Annotated in this window: 19 protein-coding genes; 11 read left to right on the forward strand and 8 right to left on the reverse strand. The window is 67.9% G+C overall.

The features are described 5' to 3' along the window. Positions 1–23: 23 nt before the first annotated feature. Positions 24–593, forward strand: a complete 570-nt coding sequence (locus ABDB87_RS07280) for a hypothetical protein (protein ID WP_345925496.1) — start codon at positions 24–26, stop codon at positions 591–593. Positions 594–725: 132 nt separating this feature from the next. Here the strand turns inward: ABDB87_RS07280 and ABDB87_RS07285 are convergent, their stop codons facing one another. Genes ABDB87_RS07285 through ABDB87_RS07300 form a run of 4 tightly spaced genes read right to left on the reverse strand, consistent with a single transcriptional unit; the run spans position 726 to position 3,237 of the window. Next, positions 726–1,223, reverse strand: coding sequence for a GNAT family N-acetyltransferase (locus tag ABDB87_RS07285; RefSeq protein WP_345925497.1), 498 nt, complete (start codon positions 1,221–1,223; stop codon positions 726–728). Between the two features lie 19 nt (positions 1,224–1,242). Further along, on the reverse strand, positions 1,243–2,454 hold the full coding sequence (gene hemW / locus ABDB87_RS07290; protein WP_345925498.1) for a radical SAM family heme chaperone HemW: 1,212 nt from the start codon (positions 2,452–2,454) through the stop codon (positions 1,243–1,245). 13 nt (positions 2,455–2,467) lie between these two features. Continuing rightward, on the reverse strand, positions 2,468–2,623 hold the full coding sequence (locus tag ABDB87_RS07295; protein ID WP_345925499.1) for a hypothetical protein: 156 nt from the start codon (positions 2,621–2,623) through the stop codon (positions 2,468–2,470). Next, positions 2,602–3,237, reverse strand: coding sequence for a spermine/spermidine synthase domain-containing protein (locus tag ABDB87_RS07300; protein ID WP_345925500.1), 636 nt, complete (start codon positions 3,235–3,237; stop codon positions 2,602–2,604). Before ABDB87_RS07300 ends, ABDB87_RS07295 begins: the two co-directional genes overlap by 22 nt. 147 nt (positions 3,238–3,384) lie before the next feature. Between ABDB87_RS07300 and ABDB87_RS07305 the strand changes: the two genes are divergently transcribed. Next, the gene (locus ABDB87_RS07305; RefSeq protein ID WP_345925502.1) at positions 3,385–3,669 is read left to right on the forward strand and encodes an STAS domain-containing protein; all 285 of its coding nucleotides are present in this window, start codon (positions 3,385–3,387) and stop codon (positions 3,667–3,669) included. 13 nt (positions 3,670–3,682) lie between these two features. Here the strand turns inward: ABDB87_RS07305 and ABDB87_RS07310 are convergent, their stop codons facing one another. The 3 genes from ABDB87_RS07310 to ABDB87_RS07320 form a co-directional block, all read right to left on the reverse strand. Then, a complete protein-coding gene (locus ABDB87_RS07310; RefSeq protein ID WP_345925504.1) occupies positions 3,683–5,515 on the reverse strand; it encodes a glycosyl hydrolase family 28 protein in 1,833 nt (610 codons plus the stop codon). A 91-nt stretch (positions 5,516–5,606) separates the two neighbouring features. Then, positions 5,607–7,091, reverse strand: coding sequence for an amino acid permease (locus ABDB87_RS07315; protein WP_345925507.1), 1,485 nt, complete (start codon positions 7,089–7,091; stop codon positions 5,607–5,609). A gap of 219 nt (positions 7,092–7,310) precedes the next feature. Beyond that, positions 7,311–7,748: a copper chaperone PCu(A)C gene (locus ABDB87_RS07320; protein WP_345925509.1), complete on the reverse strand. Its 438-nt coding sequence runs from the start codon at positions 7,746–7,748 to the stop codon at positions 7,311–7,313. Between the two features lie 102 nt (positions 7,749–7,850). On the opposite strand from ABDB87_RS07320, the gene crcB reads away from it, so the two are divergent. The 3 genes from crcB to ABDB87_RS07335 are packed head-to-tail and all read left to right on the forward strand — an operon-like array spanning position 7,851 to position 9,077. Then, positions 7,851–8,234, forward strand: coding sequence for a fluoride efflux transporter CrcB (crcB, locus tag ABDB87_RS07325; protein WP_345925511.1), 384 nt, complete (start codon positions 7,851–7,853; stop codon positions 8,232–8,234). Positions 8,235–8,259: 25 nt separating this feature from the next. After that, complete coding sequence (locus tag ABDB87_RS07330) at positions 8,260–8,568, forward strand: hypothetical protein (protein ID WP_345925513.1); 309 nt, start codon at positions 8,260–8,262, stop codon at positions 8,566–8,568. Further along, complete coding sequence (locus ABDB87_RS07335) at positions 8,565–9,077, forward strand: YkgJ family cysteine cluster protein (protein ID WP_345925515.1); 513 nt, start codon at positions 8,565–8,567, stop codon at positions 9,075–9,077. The genes ABDB87_RS07330 and ABDB87_RS07335 overlap by 4 nt, the downstream gene beginning before the upstream one ends. Here ABDB87_RS07335 and ABDB87_RS07340 read toward each other — a convergent pair. Further along, entirely contained in the window at positions 9,068–9,994 is a 927-nt protein-coding gene (locus ABDB87_RS07340) for a DMT family transporter (protein ID WP_345925517.1), read from the reverse strand. The two genes, ABDB87_RS07335 and ABDB87_RS07340, sit on opposite strands and share 10 nt — an antisense overlap. A 190-nt stretch (positions 9,995–10,184) precedes the next feature. Here ABDB87_RS07340 and ABDB87_RS07345 point away from each other — a divergent pair, with 190 nt between their 5' ends. The 6 genes from ABDB87_RS07345 to ABDB87_RS07370 all read left to right on the forward strand — a co-directional run bounded on the left by ABDB87_RS07345 (position 10,185) and on the right by ABDB87_RS07370 (position 14,668). Beyond that, entirely contained in the window at positions 10,185–10,691 is a 507-nt protein-coding gene (locus tag ABDB87_RS07345; RefSeq protein ID WP_345925519.1) for a disulfide bond formation protein B, read from the forward strand. Between the two features lie 38 nt (positions 10,692–10,729). Continuing rightward, entirely contained in the window at positions 10,730–11,650 is a 921-nt protein-coding gene (locus ABDB87_RS07350; protein ID WP_345925521.1) for a LysR family transcriptional regulator, read from the forward strand. A gap of 38 nt (positions 11,651–11,688) precedes the next feature. Beyond that, on the forward strand, positions 11,689–12,294 hold the full coding sequence (locus tag ABDB87_RS07355) for a GNAT family N-acetyltransferase (protein ID WP_345925523.1): 606 nt from the start codon (positions 11,689–11,691) through the stop codon (positions 12,292–12,294). A 58-nt stretch (positions 12,295–12,352) separates the two neighbouring features. Then, positions 12,353–13,171, forward strand: a complete 819-nt coding sequence (locus tag ABDB87_RS07360) for a Cof-type HAD-IIB family hydrolase (RefSeq protein WP_345925525.1) — start codon at positions 12,353–12,355, stop codon at positions 13,169–13,171. A gap of 118 nt (positions 13,172–13,289) precedes the next feature. Next, positions 13,290–13,802, forward strand: a complete 513-nt coding sequence (locus tag ABDB87_RS07365) for an SRPBCC family protein (RefSeq protein WP_345925527.1) — start codon at positions 13,290–13,292, stop codon at positions 13,800–13,802. Positions 13,803–13,804: 2 nt separating this feature from the next. Then, on the forward strand, positions 13,805–14,668 hold the full coding sequence (locus tag ABDB87_RS07370) for an NAD(P)-dependent oxidoreductase (RefSeq protein ID WP_345925529.1): 864 nt from the start codon (positions 13,805–13,807) through the stop codon (positions 14,666–14,668). The last annotated feature ends 7 nt before the right edge of the window (positions 14,669–14,675 follow it).

A 14,675-nucleotide genomic window follows, 5' to 3' on the forward strand; every position in this document is an offset into this window, starting at 1 on the left:
ACCAGAAAAGACGGAGACAAACGATGAAACTCAAACTGATCGCCAGCAGCCTGGCGCTCCTCGCGGCGGGCTGGGCCCAGGCCGCCATTCCGCTGGACCTGCATTTCACCGGCAGCGAGCCCTTCAGCCCGGCATTCAGGCATCTGCCGGAGCAGCCCGGCACGCCGATGCTGGTCTCCACCGGCGGCCGGCATGTGGTCGAAGATGGCAAGCTCGTGCTCGCCAATGGCCGCTTTGCCATCGGTGCGGTGCCCGAAGCCGGTGGCAAGCTGGCCGACTCCGATGGTTCCGGCCGGCCCGATGGCGTGCTGGATCTCAGCAAACCCTACCGGATCACCATCCGGGTGGCCGAGGCGGTGGCGACCCATCCCGGCAAGGACAACTTCTTCATCTATGTGAACAACAGCACCTCGAAGCGCGACCAATCCCCGCTGGGCAGCGGCTCGCAGCTGGTCAAGGCCAGCGTGGGCGAGCTGAAGGTCGGAGACAATGTGTTCGAGGGCAGGATCGGTGACGCCCGCTCCTTCGTGCAGATCCGCGCCGAATCAGGCGCTGCGGTGAAAATCGAATCGATCCATATCGCACCGATCTGAGCGGCCGACTCCTGGCCCCCCGGATTTCTGCTGCACTCCTGAGTTTGCCGGGGCATGCGCTGCCCCGGCTTTTTTGCGCCCGGCTCCGGCCCGGCAGCGGCACTGTCGACCGCACCGAGCGGCCAGGCAGGTCTATCGGCCGCGCACCATCGCGTGGCAGGTGAGCATCTGGCCGCAGCGCTCGTGGGCGCCGGATTCCTGCACCCGGAAGCCGTGCTTTTCGAAGAAGGGCCGGGAGAGCTCGCTGGCGGTCGTGGTGAGCTGCTTCGCGCCCATCGCCGCGGCGAGTTCGAGCAGATCTTCGAGGATCAGGCTGCCCACGCCCTGGCGGTTGAATTCGGGCGCGGTGAAGATCAGGTCGATATGGCCGGGCATGCGGATCGCGCCGAAGCCGGCGATTTCGCCCGCTTCATCCACGGCCACGCGAACCCAGTTGTCCTGCAGGCGCTGTGCCCAGGCCGCAGCGTCGTCCGCGCTGGCCGCCCAGGCGGCGCATTGCTCGGCCGAATAGGCGGCGGGGCCGGTTTCCAGCACTGCCGCGCGGAAAACTGCCGCCAGTGCCGCGGCATCGGCGGGCTGGTAGTCGCGGGTGGAAACCTCCACGGCTCCCTCGTCGGCGTTGTCGATCATGATCCGGTCCTTTCGGTGTTCAGGACTGCGCGGGCAGGAAGAGCCCGAGCAGGTCATTGAGAAAGCGCTGGCCCTGGTCCGTCGGCCGGATCAGGCTGTCGGTAATCTCCAGCAGGCCTTGCTTGCGGGCTTCGAGCAGCTGGCTTTCGATGCTTTCCAGCGGCAGGCCGGTGCGCTCGGCAAACAGCGAACGCGGCACGCCTTCAGTGAGGCGCAGCGCGTTCATCATGAATTCGAAGGGCAGGTCGGCCACCCCCACATCGTGCGCATCCTGGGTGAACTGGCCGCTGGCGGCGGCGTCCAGATAGGCGTTCGGATGCTTGTGACGCATCGTGCGGTGGATGCCCAGGTGATCCGAAAGCTTGCCGTGCGCGCCGGCGCCGATGCCCAGATAGTCGCCGAAGCGCCAGTAGTTGAGGTTGTGGCGACAGCGGTGGCCCGGCCGGGCGAAGGCCGAGGTCTCGTAATGCAGGTAACCGGCTGCGGCGAGCCGCGCTTCGATCATCTCCTGCATGTCGGCCGACAGATCGTCGTCCGGCAGCGGCGGTGGATCGCGGTGGAAGAGGGTGTTGGGCTCCAGCGTGAGGTGGTAGCAGGAGAGATGCGGCGGCGCGAAGGCCAGCACCTGATCCAGGTCCGCTTCGGCTTCGGCCAGGCTCTGCTGCGGCAGGGCGTACATCAGGTCCGCGTTCCAGGTGTCGAAATGCCGTGCCGCGGCTTCGAGTGCGCGCATCGCTTCGTCGCGGTCATGGATGCGGCCCAGTGCTTTCAGATGGGCTGCGTTGAAGCTCTGGATGCCCACGCTGACGCGGGTCACGCCGGCCGCGCGGAAGGCCGCGAAGCGGTCGGACTCCACCGTGCCGGGATTGGCTTCGAGCGTGATCTCGCAATCCGGCTCCAGCGGCAGCAGGCTGCGCGTGGCGGTCAGCAGGCGGTCCAGGCCCTCCGGCGAGAGCAGGCTGGGCGTGCCGCCGCCGATGAAGATGCTATGCACCCGGCGGCCCCACACCGAAGGCAGCGAGCCTTCCAGATCGCGCAGCAGCGCATCGATGTAGGCGGCTTCCGGAATGCCGGCTTCCTTCACGTTGTGCGAGTTGAAGTCGCAATACGGGCATTTACGCACGCACCACGGATAGTGGATGTAGAGCGACAGTGGCGGGGGTGCGGTGAGTTGCGGTGCCTGCGGCAGGCGGCTGGCAGCGCGCGGAAGGATGGGGATGGTGCGGGACATGGTGCCGGGCGGATCAGGGGGCGGTGGAGGCCGGCAGCAGTGCGCCGGCGAGCAGCGCATGATACCGGCTGGCATCGATCAGGCGCAGCCCGCCGCCAAGCCGGGCGAGGCGGCGGGCAAGCAGCGCCGGATCGAGCGACGCGGGTTTCAGCGTATCGGACGCCACCACGAGCGCCCAGGCGCCGCCATAGAGCGGGATGCTGGTCCGGACCGGCGTGAGCTCGCGGAACACCTCGCGCAGCCGCGCCAGCAGGCCCGGAAGAAGGCGGTGGAAAACAGCGGGGCGGCCGCGGTGTCGGGATCGGTCAGGTCGAAGATCACCAGATCGAAGGGCTCGTCGCCGGGCTGCCAGGCGGTAACGACCTCCTGCGCATCGCCCAGGCGGAGCGTCACCCGGGCGTCGTCGAGTGCGCCGGCGTGCAGCGCGGGCAGCCATTCGCGGGCCAGTGCCAGGACGGCCGGATCCAGCTCGGCAAGCACGATCTCGCGCAGCGTGGGGTAGCGCAGGAGCTCCGCACAGCTCGCGCCATCTCCGCCGCCCAGCACCAGCGCACGCTGCGGGCCGGGATGGGCGAGCCCGGCGACGTGTACCAGCGGCTCATGGCACAGGTGGCTATCGGCTTCGGCCGCCATGCTGCGATTGTCCAGCCGGTAGAGGCGGCCGAAAGCCGGCGTCTGCCAGACTTCCCAGGCCTGATGCGGACTGCGTCCGCTGGCCAGCAGGCGGCCTTCGACCTCCATCACGAGGCCGGGGGCGAGCGTTTCACGGAAGGATGTCAGCATGGTTTCCGGCAGGGCAGTGTGCGAAAAGCGGTCTGCCAAGCCTAACCAAGGGGCAGGCTTCAGGAAACCGGCATCGGCCTGTTCCGTAATGGAAACGCCCGTGAGCGCCGGTTTCCGGCCGGCCCGGCTGCAGGAGGAGCTGCCCTGATGACTGCACTCGCCGTGTCAGGCGCGCTCGACCGGATTGCGGCACACGAACTGTTGCCGCAACTGCTCGATCTCGCCAGCAGCGGAGACATCCTCGCCCTGGATCTCTCCGCCGTCAGCGCCATCGATGGCGCCGGGCTGCAATTGCTGCTCGCGGTGCGCCGTGAAGCCGCACGCGCCGGCACCCATCTGGCGCTGGCCAATCCCAGTCCGGTCGTGAGCGAGCAGCTGCGCGTGCATCATCTCGAGCATGTGCTGGGCGCCTGCGTCGTCTGCATGCGCTGAGACGCCGCGCGCTTCAGGGCTGCGGCAGGACCAGATGCTCCCGCTTCAGCGCCGGTGCATGGGCCAGCGAGAGCGCCGGGCCGCTGCCACGGTAATCGTCCAGCCGGATGTCCCGCAGGCTGCCGCGCAGCAGGCCGTCGATGCGCAGGCCGCCGGTGCCGCTCAGGCGCAGGTCTTCGATGCTGATGTTCTGGTGGAAAACCTGCTGTGCCGGGTTGGCGGTGACGGTGAGGGCGGCCGGCATGTCCGCACCGGCTTCCGGCGGGCGGCCCACGACCGAGTTGTGCAGGATGCGGAAATCGCTGAAGCGGCCGGATTCACGAGCCGGGCGGAAGTCCAGCAGCTGGTTGGCATCCGAATAGTCGAGCGTGATGACGACTGCCTCGCGCTCCAGATCGCGGTGGGCATTGTCGCGATAGACCACCTGCCGGCCCCCGCCGCCATTGGCGGTATTGCTCTTGGCGCGCAGGCCGACCTGGGTCAGGTACATGACGTTGTCTTCAGCCAGAAGGTCTTCGATCCAGGCGCCGGTATGGCTGCCGATCACCACGCCGCCGTGACCGTGGCGCATGTAGTTGTCGAAGATCCAGGCCCCCTTCATCGGCGGCTGGCGGGCCGCGTCGGCGCCAGTGCCGGCGGCGAAATTGACGCAGTCATCGCCGGTGTCGAAGAAGCTGTCGAACACCTTCACGTCCGTGCTGTTGCCGAACTCCACACCGTCGCCGTTGTTGGCGTTGAAGGTCTCGATGCGGACGCCTTCCACCGTGGCATGCCGGACCTCGAGGAACATCAGGCCGTGGTTGGCGGGGTTGCGGAAGGTGGGGCCGGACACATACACGCCGTCCACATCGCGCAGCGTCATCAGGCTCGACCGGCTCTGGCCATAGGCCGTCTCCAGCTTGAGGCCGGCAGCGAGCCCTGCCTTGACCTGCGTTGCGGCCAGCAGGCCGGTCTGGTCCACGCTGCTGCGATTGCCTTTCAGGTAGCGCGGGGCGGTGCGGCCGGTTTCATCCGGTGCTTCCGCGGCTTCGTCACGCCGCCAGCCGTTGCCGTCCACCACGCCTTCGCCGACGATGCGAATGTCATTGAAAGCGGTATGGCTGCCCGGGCGCGGGTCGTAGGCGTTCAGCAGCGAGGGCGGGCGCCGCACGGTGGAGTAGGGGTAGAGCAGATAGCCCTTGTCGAGCGGATAGTCCTCGGCGCGGTCCGAACCGAGCAGGGTCGCGCCACGAGCGATTTCCAGCGTCATCCGGCTTTTCAGGAAGAGCGCGCCGCTGCGGTAGCGGCCGGGCGGAAGAAAGACCGTGCCGCCGGCCGGGCAGCGGTCGATGCTGGCCTGCAGCGCGACGGTGTCGAGCGTTTCGCCGTCTCCTTTCGCGCCTTGCTCGCGCACATCGCAGCGCGGCGATTCGGCCGGCGTGCGGACGTGTAGCGTGGCCGAGGGGCGCGAGAGGCTGCCGTCGCGATAGACCGCGCGCACGCTGAAATCGTAATCGCTGTCGGGCGAGAGATCGGTGATCCGGTAGTGATGCAGATCGGTGCGGACCTGCTGTGCCGCGCGGTCCGCCGCTTCGAAATGCGCAACATAGGGCGCGACCGGCGAGAGGCGGGCGGCGTTGTCGCGCGCGCTGCCCAGGGTCTGGCCGTTGCGATAGACCCGGTAATCCACCACCTCGCGATAGTCCGCCGGCTTCTGCCAGATCAGTACCGCGTGATGAGCATCCAGCCCCTGGGCCGGGATTTCGGGCTGGCCGGGCGTTTCAGCTGCCTGCACCAGCAGCGGCAAGGCGGCCGGCAGGCTGCACAACAGGGCCCGCTGCAGGCGGCGGCGGGAGAAGGAAGGCATGCGGACTCCGGAATCGGTTGGATTCCGCATGCTAGGTGCAAGCCCTTGCGCCTGCCTGACGCCGGACTGACAGCCCGGCGGCAGTGCGCGTTCAGCGGCGGCGCCTGGTGAGCGCGTCGGTGTCGAGATCGATCCGGGCAAGCGGAATCAGGCGGCTGCCGCGACGCAGGCGGTAGCCGGCCCAGATCAGCAGGAAGAGCGGAATCCCGATATAGGTCGCGATCAGCCCCATCCAGTCGACACGCTCGGCAGAGAAGGCCTGCCAGTTCTGACCCAGCGCGATCAGCAGGCAGAGGCCGAAGGCAAACAGCGGACCGAAGGGGAAAAACTTCGAGCGGTAGGGCAGCTCGGCCAGATCACGCCCCTGCAGCAGCCAGGCGCGGCGGAAGCGGTAATGGCACACGGCGATGCCCAGCCAGGCGATGAAGCCGGTCATGCCCGAGGTGTTGAGCAGCCAGAGATAGACCGTCTGGTCCCCGAAGATCGAGGTCAGGAAGCACAGCGCGCCGACAGCGGTGGTGGCCAGCAGCGCGTTGAAGGGCACGCCGTTCTTCGTCAGCCGCGCGAAGCAGGCCGGTGCCTTGCCGTCGCAGGCCAGGGCGTAGAGCATCCGGGTCGAGGCGTACATGCCCGAGTTTCCGGCCGAGAGGATCGCGGTCAGGATCACCGCATTCATCACGCTTGCGGCAAAGGCAATGCCGGCCCGCTCGAAGACCAGTGTGAAGGGGCTCACGCTGATGTCGGTGGCATCGTTCTTGAGCAGGCTCGGGTCGGTATGCGGAATCAGCAGGCCGATGATCAGGATCGCCAGCACGTAGAACAGCAGGATGCGCCAGAACACCTGACGCACCGCACGCGGAATGTTGCGCGCCGGATCATCCGATTCACCCGCGGCGATGCCGATCAGCTCGGTCCCCTGGAAGGAGAAGCCGGCAATCATCGCCACCCCGATCAGCGCCATGATGCCGCCCGAAAAGGGTGCATCCCCGGCGGTGAAGTTCTCCAGCGGCAGCGTGTCGCCCCGGTGCATGATCCCGAAGACCATCATCAGGCCGATGCCGATGAACACGATCACGGTCACGACCTTGATCAGCGAGAACCAGTATTCGCCTTCGCCGAAGCCTTTCACCGAGATCGCGTTGAGCGCGAACATCAGCGTCAGCGCCGCGCCGCTCCACACGATGCCGGGCACTTCGGGGAACCAGTACTTCATGATGATCGCCGCGGCGACGAGTTCCACCGCGATGGTCACCGCCCAGTTGTACCAGTAGTTCCAGCCCAGCGCGAAGCCGAAACCCGGCTCCACGAAGCGTGCGCCATAGGTCGAGAAGGAACCGGCCACCGGCATGTGGGCCGCCATCTCGCCGAGGCTGGTCATCAGGAAATACACCATCAGGCCGATCAGCGCATAGCCGAGCAGGGCACCACCCGGGCCTGCCTGGGCCACTGTTGCGCCGGAGGCGACGAAGAGCCCGGTACCGATCGAGCCACCGATCGCGATCATGGTGAGATGGCGTGCCTTGAGGCTGCGGCGCAGCCCTTCGCCCTGTTGCGGGGCGTTTGCAGGAGCAGTCATGGGAGAAAATCCTCCATCCCTCGCCGGACCGCCGACACCACAAGCCAGCAGGGTCCGGAAAGATGAGGTCGCGATGGTATCCCGACACGACGCCGCAGAGCCTCCGCAGTCATCGTTTGTTGCAAGCCTGCCTCATGCGCTGCAGCGCGGCCGGAGGTGACGCCGCGGGTTCAGATCGAAGGCGGGGGGGCCGGAGGCCTTGCGCGGAAGCGGAGTCGCTCAGGGCATCACACCGCGCCCGATCGCTTCCACCGTGACTTCCTGTTCGCTGCCGTCGGCCAGGCGCAGGGTGAGGATCAGGGGGATGCGGTCGCCGGCCTTGACCGGGCCGCTGAGGCCCTGCAGCACGAGGTGGCCGGTCACCGGCGTGAGCAGCAGCTTGCGGCGTTTCTCGAAGGGCAGGGACTTGACCGGTGTGGGTCGCAGCGGGCCGCCGTCAAGCTCGAAGCGCATGTCCTGCAGGCTCACCGAGCTGGCGAGCGGTGAGCGGGCCGCGACGATGCTGCCGGCTTCGTCGCAGAGGAATTCCAGGTAGGCGGTGGAGCTGCGAGCGCTGGCGAGCGTGCCCTTCACCCAGGGTTTGCTGATGACGACCTCGGCCGCCTGGGCGGTGAGGGCAAGCAGGCTGGCGGCGCAGGCGAGAACAACTCTTTTCATGGCAGGGCTCCGTGGGCAGGCCCGAATGATAACGCGCGGCACTGACGCCTTCCGGACGCCGCGGTATGCTTGCCACGAAGTTTTCCCTTTTTCCGGATGCCCATGTTCGCCTCGATCCTTGCCATCAGTGCCGGTGCCTCGCTCGGCGCAGTCCTCCGCTGGGGACTCGGCTCGGCGCTCAACGCGCTGTTTCCCACGCTGCCGCCCGGTACGCTGCTGGCCAATCTGATCGGGGGTTACCTGATCGGTGTCGCGATTGCCTTCTTTTCGCATCATGCGGGGCTGGCGCCGGAGTGGCGGCTGTTCGTGATCACCGGCTTCCTCGGCGGTCTCACCACCTTCTCCACCTTCTCGGCCGAAGTCACCGCGCTGCTGCAGCAGGGCCGGCTGAGCTGGGCCTGCGGCGCGATCGCGATCCATGTCGTCGGCTCACTGCTGATGACGCTGGCAGGCCTGGCGAGCGTGGCGGCATTCCGTGCGCACTGAACCGGTGTCGCGCCGGCATCCGGCCATGCGTGCGCTGCTGAGCGCCGTGCTGCCACTGCTGGCGGGCTGCGTGGTGATGCCGAAGACCGAAGAGGTCTATGACCGCAGCTGCCAGATCTATGTCCGCGAGATGAGTCTGGAAGCGGTGAATGTCGGCGGTGTCCGGCTTGGTCTGTGCCAGAACGCCGGCTGCCTGGGTGGCGCCGCGGTGGTCGGTGCCGTGGCCGCGGCTTCTGCGGTGATTTCCGGCAGCATCGTGGTGGTCGGCAACACCGTCTACTGGCTCGAAAAGAAGGGTCGCTGCAATCCGCCGCCCGCGGCGCCGGCCGAATGAGGGAAGCGCTGCTGAGCCTGCATCGGCGGCTGGATGAACGGGCCGCCGCGATCCGCACGCAGAAGCCGGACTGGCTCTGCAGCAAGGGCTGCGACAGCTGCTGTCGCCAGCTTGCCGCGGTGCCGGTGATCAGCGCGGGCGAATGGGCGCTGCTGCAGGAAGGCCTGGCCGTGTTGCCGGACCCGGTGCTGGCCGGATTCGACGCCCGCATGGCGGCGCTGGCGCAGCAGCAGGTGCGGCCCTTTGTCTGCCCGTTTCTGGACCGGCAGAGCGGGGCCTGCCCGGTCTATGCGCACCGGCCGGTGGTCTGTCGCAGCTACGGTTTTCATGTGCAGCGCGAGCTGGGCATGTACTGCGACGATATCCGGGCGCAGGTCGAGCGGGGCGAGCTGGCCGACGTGATCTGGGGCAATCAGGATGCGGTGGATCAGGCGCTGGCCGCGCAGGGCGAGCAGCGCCTGCTCACCGACTGGTACGCGGCCTGGCGGGCCGGGCCGCCTCAGGCCTGAGCGTCCGGCGCGCGCCGCCAGAAGGCGAGGCGCTGCAGGCGCGCCGGCTCCAGCATCATGATCAGGTTGCCGGCCACCGCGCAGGCAATGCCCAGCACCGTCCACAACTGCCAGACAAAGCCTTCGAAGAAGCCCGACAGCACCAGCGCGAGAATCGGCACCGCTACCGCCACATAACCGGCGCGGCCGGCGCCCATGCGGCCGATCAGCGTGAAATAGCTGGCGAACGCGATCACCGAGCCGAAGATCGCGAGGTAGAGCAGCGAGGCGATGTAGCCGGGGCGCGTGTCGAACACCAGCGCTTCACCCTTGCCGAGCGCGATCAGCAGCGCGGTAGCACCTCCGAAGAGCATGGCCCAGCCGATCCCGGCCTGCAGCGGCACCTTGTGCTGGTGATTGCGCTGCGCGACCAGATTGCCCACCGAGGCCAGCACCGCGGCACTCAGCCCGAAACCCACGCCCAGCCAGGCCGAAGCGTCCTTCACGCTGGCGAGTTCAGGCCAGAACACGAGCACGATGCCGAGGCAACCCAGACAGGCTCCGGCGAGGGATTTCGCATCCAGGCGCTTGCCGAAGGCGATGCGCAGGCCGATCAGGTTGAACAGCATGGTCGCCGAGTTGAGCACCGCCATCAGGCCCGAGGCGATGTGGCGCTCGGCTTCATAGGTGGCGGTGTAGCTGATGCCGAAGAGCAGCACCCCCTGCAGCGCCACCCAGCGCAGATGGTGCAGCGGCAGGCGCCAGCCCTCGCCGCGCCACACGCTCCAGGCCAGGAAGATCAGGCCGGCGAGCAGGAAGCGGTAGCCCACCGAGGCAGCCGGATCGACAAGGCCGAACTGGAAGGTGATGGCCATCCAGGTCGAACCCCAGATCAGGCTGGACAGCAGGTAGAGGGCAAAGCTTGGCAAGGCAGGCACGACAGGACTCCACGGATACGAGGACGCAGTCTGCATCGGCGTCGCGCAGGCGGGCAGGGACACCCCGCGCGATGCGGCCCGGTCGCGCTGCCGGTACAGTGTGGCACCGGCGCGATGAACGGGGCGAACCCTTCATGCATTCCGGGTTCAAAGCGCCTGTTCTTCCCCTCAACCTGACGGAGTTTTCCTCATGCTGTCCCGCCTTTTTCAGGCCAATCGCCGCGTCGTGCTGCTCGCATTCGCCCTGTTCTGCTTCGGCTCGGTCGGCCTGGCCGTGCTGCTGGGTTATCTCTTCGATCTGGAAGCCTGCTCGATGTGCTGGTTCCAGCGTCTGGGCTTCCTGCTCGCCGGCAGCGGTTTCCTGCTCGCCGCCGCGTGGCCGCCGGGTGCGATCCTGACCCAGCGTCTGGGCGAGCTCGGCCTGCTGGCGGGCTTCGCGAGTGCGGCGCGGCAGAGCTGGCTGCTGATCCATCCGGAGCAGGCCAGCGGCAGCTGCGGCGCCGGGCTCAGGTACTACCTGCAGATCGGCAACTATGAAGCCTTCTTCAAGGCCGGGCTGGTCGGCGGCGTGGAATGCAGCGAAAACCAGCCGCTCTTCCTTGGCCTGCAGCTGCCGCAGTGGAGCCTGCTGGCTTTCTGCGTGATCGGCCTGGTCTATCTGACCTGGCTCATCGGCCGGCGCGGCGCAGCACGCTGAAGCTGCCATCGGGCGGCAGGCCGGGCTATGCTGCCGCCATGCGCGAGCTCAAAACCACCGATCTGAACCTGCTCAAGGCGCTCGATGCGCTGCTCGACGAAGGCAGCGTCACCCGCGCGGCCGAGCGCCTGCATGTGACGCAGCCGGCCATGAGCGGCATGCTCACCCGCCTGCGCGATGTCTTCCAGGATCCGCTCTTCGTGCGCAGCCAGCGCGGCATCGTGCCGACACCGCGTGCGCTGGCGCTGGCCGGCCCGCTCAAGGAAATCCTGGGCGGTATCGACGCCCTGCTGCAGCCGGTGATGTTCGACCCGGCCGCGGCGAACTTCACCCTGCGCCTGGCCGCGACCGATTACGCCCAGCGCGCGGTCGCGGTGCCCTTTCTGGCCGCACTGCGCCGGCTCGCGCCCGGCATCCGCCTTGCCTTGCTGCCCCTGCGTGAAGCCGGGCTGGAGGAGGCCATGGCGCGCGGCGAGCTCGATCTTGCCCTGCTGACGCCGGAGAGCACGCCGGCGGCGCTGCATGCGCGCCGCCTGTTCGACGAGCGTTATGTCTGCGTCATGCGGGCAGGGCATCCGGCGGCGGACTTGCCCACGCTCGATCTCGATCGCTTCTGCGCGGTGGAGCACGCGCTGGTGTCCAGCTCCGGTGGCAGCTTCAGCGGCGTCACCGATGAAGCGCTCGCCCGGCTCGGGCGCAGCCGCCGCGTCAGCCTGTCCGTGCCCGCCTTCCTGGTGCTGCCCGACATCCTGCGCGCAAGCGACCTGGTTTCGGTGCTGCCGCAACGCCTCGTGGCCGGTCAGCCGGGTTTGGTCCAGCGCGAGCTGCCGCTGGAGGTGCCCGGTTTCACCAAGCTGCTCGCCTGGCATCCGCGCAGCCATCAGGAACCCGGCCAGCGCTGGCTGCGCGAGTTGCTCGCCAGCTGCTGCCAGGCGCCAGGAGACTGCGCGGCGGGCTGAGCCGTCAGCACAGGCAGAAAATGACAAAGGAATGATTGATGAATCCACCGCCGATGTCCGAGTTCGTGCTCCCGCCGCTTTCGCTGGCGGGCTGGACGGTGCGGCTGCTCGGGGATGCCGATGCCCCGCTGCTGCAGGCTTTCTTCGATGCGAACCCGGACTATTTCCAGCGCTCAGACGGCCATGCGGCCGGGCCGGAGGAAGCCATCGAAACCCTGCGGGATGCGCCGCCGCCGGAGCTTTCATGGTCTTCGAAGGGGGTGTTCGGCTTCTTTGCGCCGGACGACCGGCTCGGCGCGATGGCGCAGGTGATCGGTGGTCTGATGGTTGAATCCGTATGGCATATCGGCTTGTTCATCCTGGCGACCGAACGCCATGGCCGTGGCGAGGCACAGTCCCTGGTGCGCTGGCTTGAAGACCTGGCGCTGAGCCGGCAGGCGCACTGGATGCGCCTGGGCGTGCTGGTGAAGAACCCGCGGGCAGCCCGGTTCTGGGAAAAAACCGGCTATCGCTGCGTGCGCCTGCGCCAGGACGTGCAGGTGGGCGAGCAGCGCCATGACGTGAGGGTGATGGTCAAGCCGCTGCGCGGCGGCGAGCTGGCCGCCTACCTCGAACTGGTCGCGCGCGACCGGCCCGAGGGCTGAGGCTGCCGGAACCGGCAGGGGCTAGAATCGGGTCTGCCTCAACCCTGCCTGCCTGCCGATGACATCCCCCGCTGCCCCCGACATCCGCCTGATCGCCTGCGACATGGACGGAACCCTGCTGGACGACCAGCACGCCATCCATGACGAGTTCTGGCCACTGGTGGACGCGCTGCACCGGCGCGGCATCGTGTTCTGTCCGGCCAGCGGCCGCCAGTATCACAATCTGCGCGACTGCTTCGGGCCGCAGGCCGGCGAGATGGCCTTCATCGCCGAAAACGGCTGCCTGGTGATGCATGAGGGCCGCGAGCTGAGTTCCGACTGCGTGCCGCGCGAGCTCGCCCGCGCCCAGGTGCTGCGCATCCGCGAACTGCAGCAGGCCGGCGCGCCGGTGGGCGTGGTGCTGTGCGGCAAGGGGGCAGCGCGCATCGAGCGCACCCACCCGCGGTTCGTCGAGGAAGTGGCGCGCTACTACCTGCGCCTTGAGATCGTCGACGACCTGCTCGCGGTGGAAGACGATTTCCTCAAGATCGCGCTGCATGACTCGGTCAGCTCGGAGCAGGGCTTGCTGCCGGCTTTCGAGGCGCTGCGGCCGGACTATCAGGTGGTGGTCTCCGGCCAGCACTGGCTCGACATCATGCCGCCGGGCGCCAACAAGGGCAGCGGCCTGCGCCATCTGCAGCAGGCGCTGGGTGTCACCCGCGAGCAGACCATGGTCTTCGGTGATTTCCTCAACGACCTCGAGATGATGGACGAAGCCCTGCACTCCTACGCGATGGCGAATGCCCATCCCGAGCTCAAGGCGCGTGCCCGCCACCTCGCCCCGGCCAATACCGAGAACGGCGTGGTGCGCACCATCCGCAGCGTGCTGGGGCTGTGATATACATTTGTGTGATGTGTTGAATACAAATACGCGATTGGATTGATATCTCGTTCCTGCGCATCCTGTGATCACTGCGCCGGGCAGACCGCCCGGGCTCTGACACAAGGAATCCAGCATGAACGAGATCATCTGGCCTGAAGGCTATTTGCCCGGCTTCACCGACAACTTCGCTTCCAACGAAATGATCGTGGCCGGCCTCAGCGTGGCTGAGGTCTGGCCCCTGCTCAACACGCCCGCGCTGTGGCCCACCTATTACGCCAACTCGGCCAATGTGCGCTTCTACGATGGCAAGGGCCCGGCGCTGGCGGACGGCCTGCGCTTCTACTTCGAGACTTTCGGCTTTCCGGTCGAGGCGCAGGTGGTGGAGCATGTTGCGCCACAGCCCGGTGAACCGGCCCGCGTGGCCTGGCACGGCTGGGCCGGCAGCACGCCGGAAGATCGCCTCGACGTGCATCACGCCTGGCTGCTTGAAGATCTCTCCGGCGGCCGGGTGCGCATCCTGACCCAGGAAACCCAGCGCGGCAAGCCGGCGCAGGCGCTCGCCGCCGCCGAGCCGAATCCGATGATCAACGGCCATGACCAGTGGCTGCGGGGCATGGTTGCCGCCGCGCTGAAGGCAAAGGCCTGAGCATGGCGCGCATCGCATTTCTCGGCCTCGGCGCCATGGGCAGTCGCATGGCGGCGCGCCTGCTCGCGGCAGGCCATGCGCTCACGGTGTGGAATCGCAGCCCGCAGGCGGCTGACGCGCTGGTTCAGGCCGGTGCCCGACTCGCGGCCAGCCCGGCCGACGCGGCAAAAGGGGCGGACTTCGTGATCGCCATGCTGCGCGACGATGAAGCCTCGCAGCAGGTGTGGTGCGATCCGGCGCAGGGCGCGTTCAGCACGATGTCATCGGATGCCATTGCCATCGAAAGCTCCACGCTCTCGCCGGACGGCATCCGCCGCCTGGGCGCCGCGGCGCATGCCAGAGGCATTGCGCTGCTCGAAGCGCCGGTATCCGGCTCGCGGCCGGCGGCCGAGGCCGGCAAGCTGGTCTATCTGGTCGGCGGTGAAGCGGCCGTGCTGGCGCGCGCGGAAAGCGTGCTGGGCGTGATGGGCGCGGCGATCCGGCATGTCGGCCCGCTGGGGGTTGGCTGTGTGACCAAGCTCGCGACCAATGCGCTGCTGGGCATCCAGGTCAGCGCGCTGGCCGAGCTGATCGCCTGGCTGCAAGGCCGCGGCGTTGACCCGGCCCGCGTGCTGCAGGCGGTGGCCGCAACACCGGTGTGCTCGGCGGTCGCACAGGTGCTGGCGGGCAGCATGCTGCAGGGAGACTTCCGGCCGCAGTTCCCGGTCGAGCTGATCGAGAAGGACTTCGCCTATCTGCTCTCCGCCATCGGCAGCGAGGCCGCCGCACCGACCCTGGCCGCCACCCGGGCCGTGTTCCGTCAGGGCATCGATCGGGGCCTGGCGGCTGACAACATGACGGCCGTGATCCGCCTCTTCGCCGGCTGAGCGGGCA

The sequence above is a fragment of the Uliginosibacterium paludis genome (genome assembly GCF_039631355.1).
GTDB classification, from domain to species: Bacteria; Pseudomonadota; Gammaproteobacteria; order Burkholderiales; family Rhodocyclaceae; genus Uliginosibacterium; species Uliginosibacterium paludis.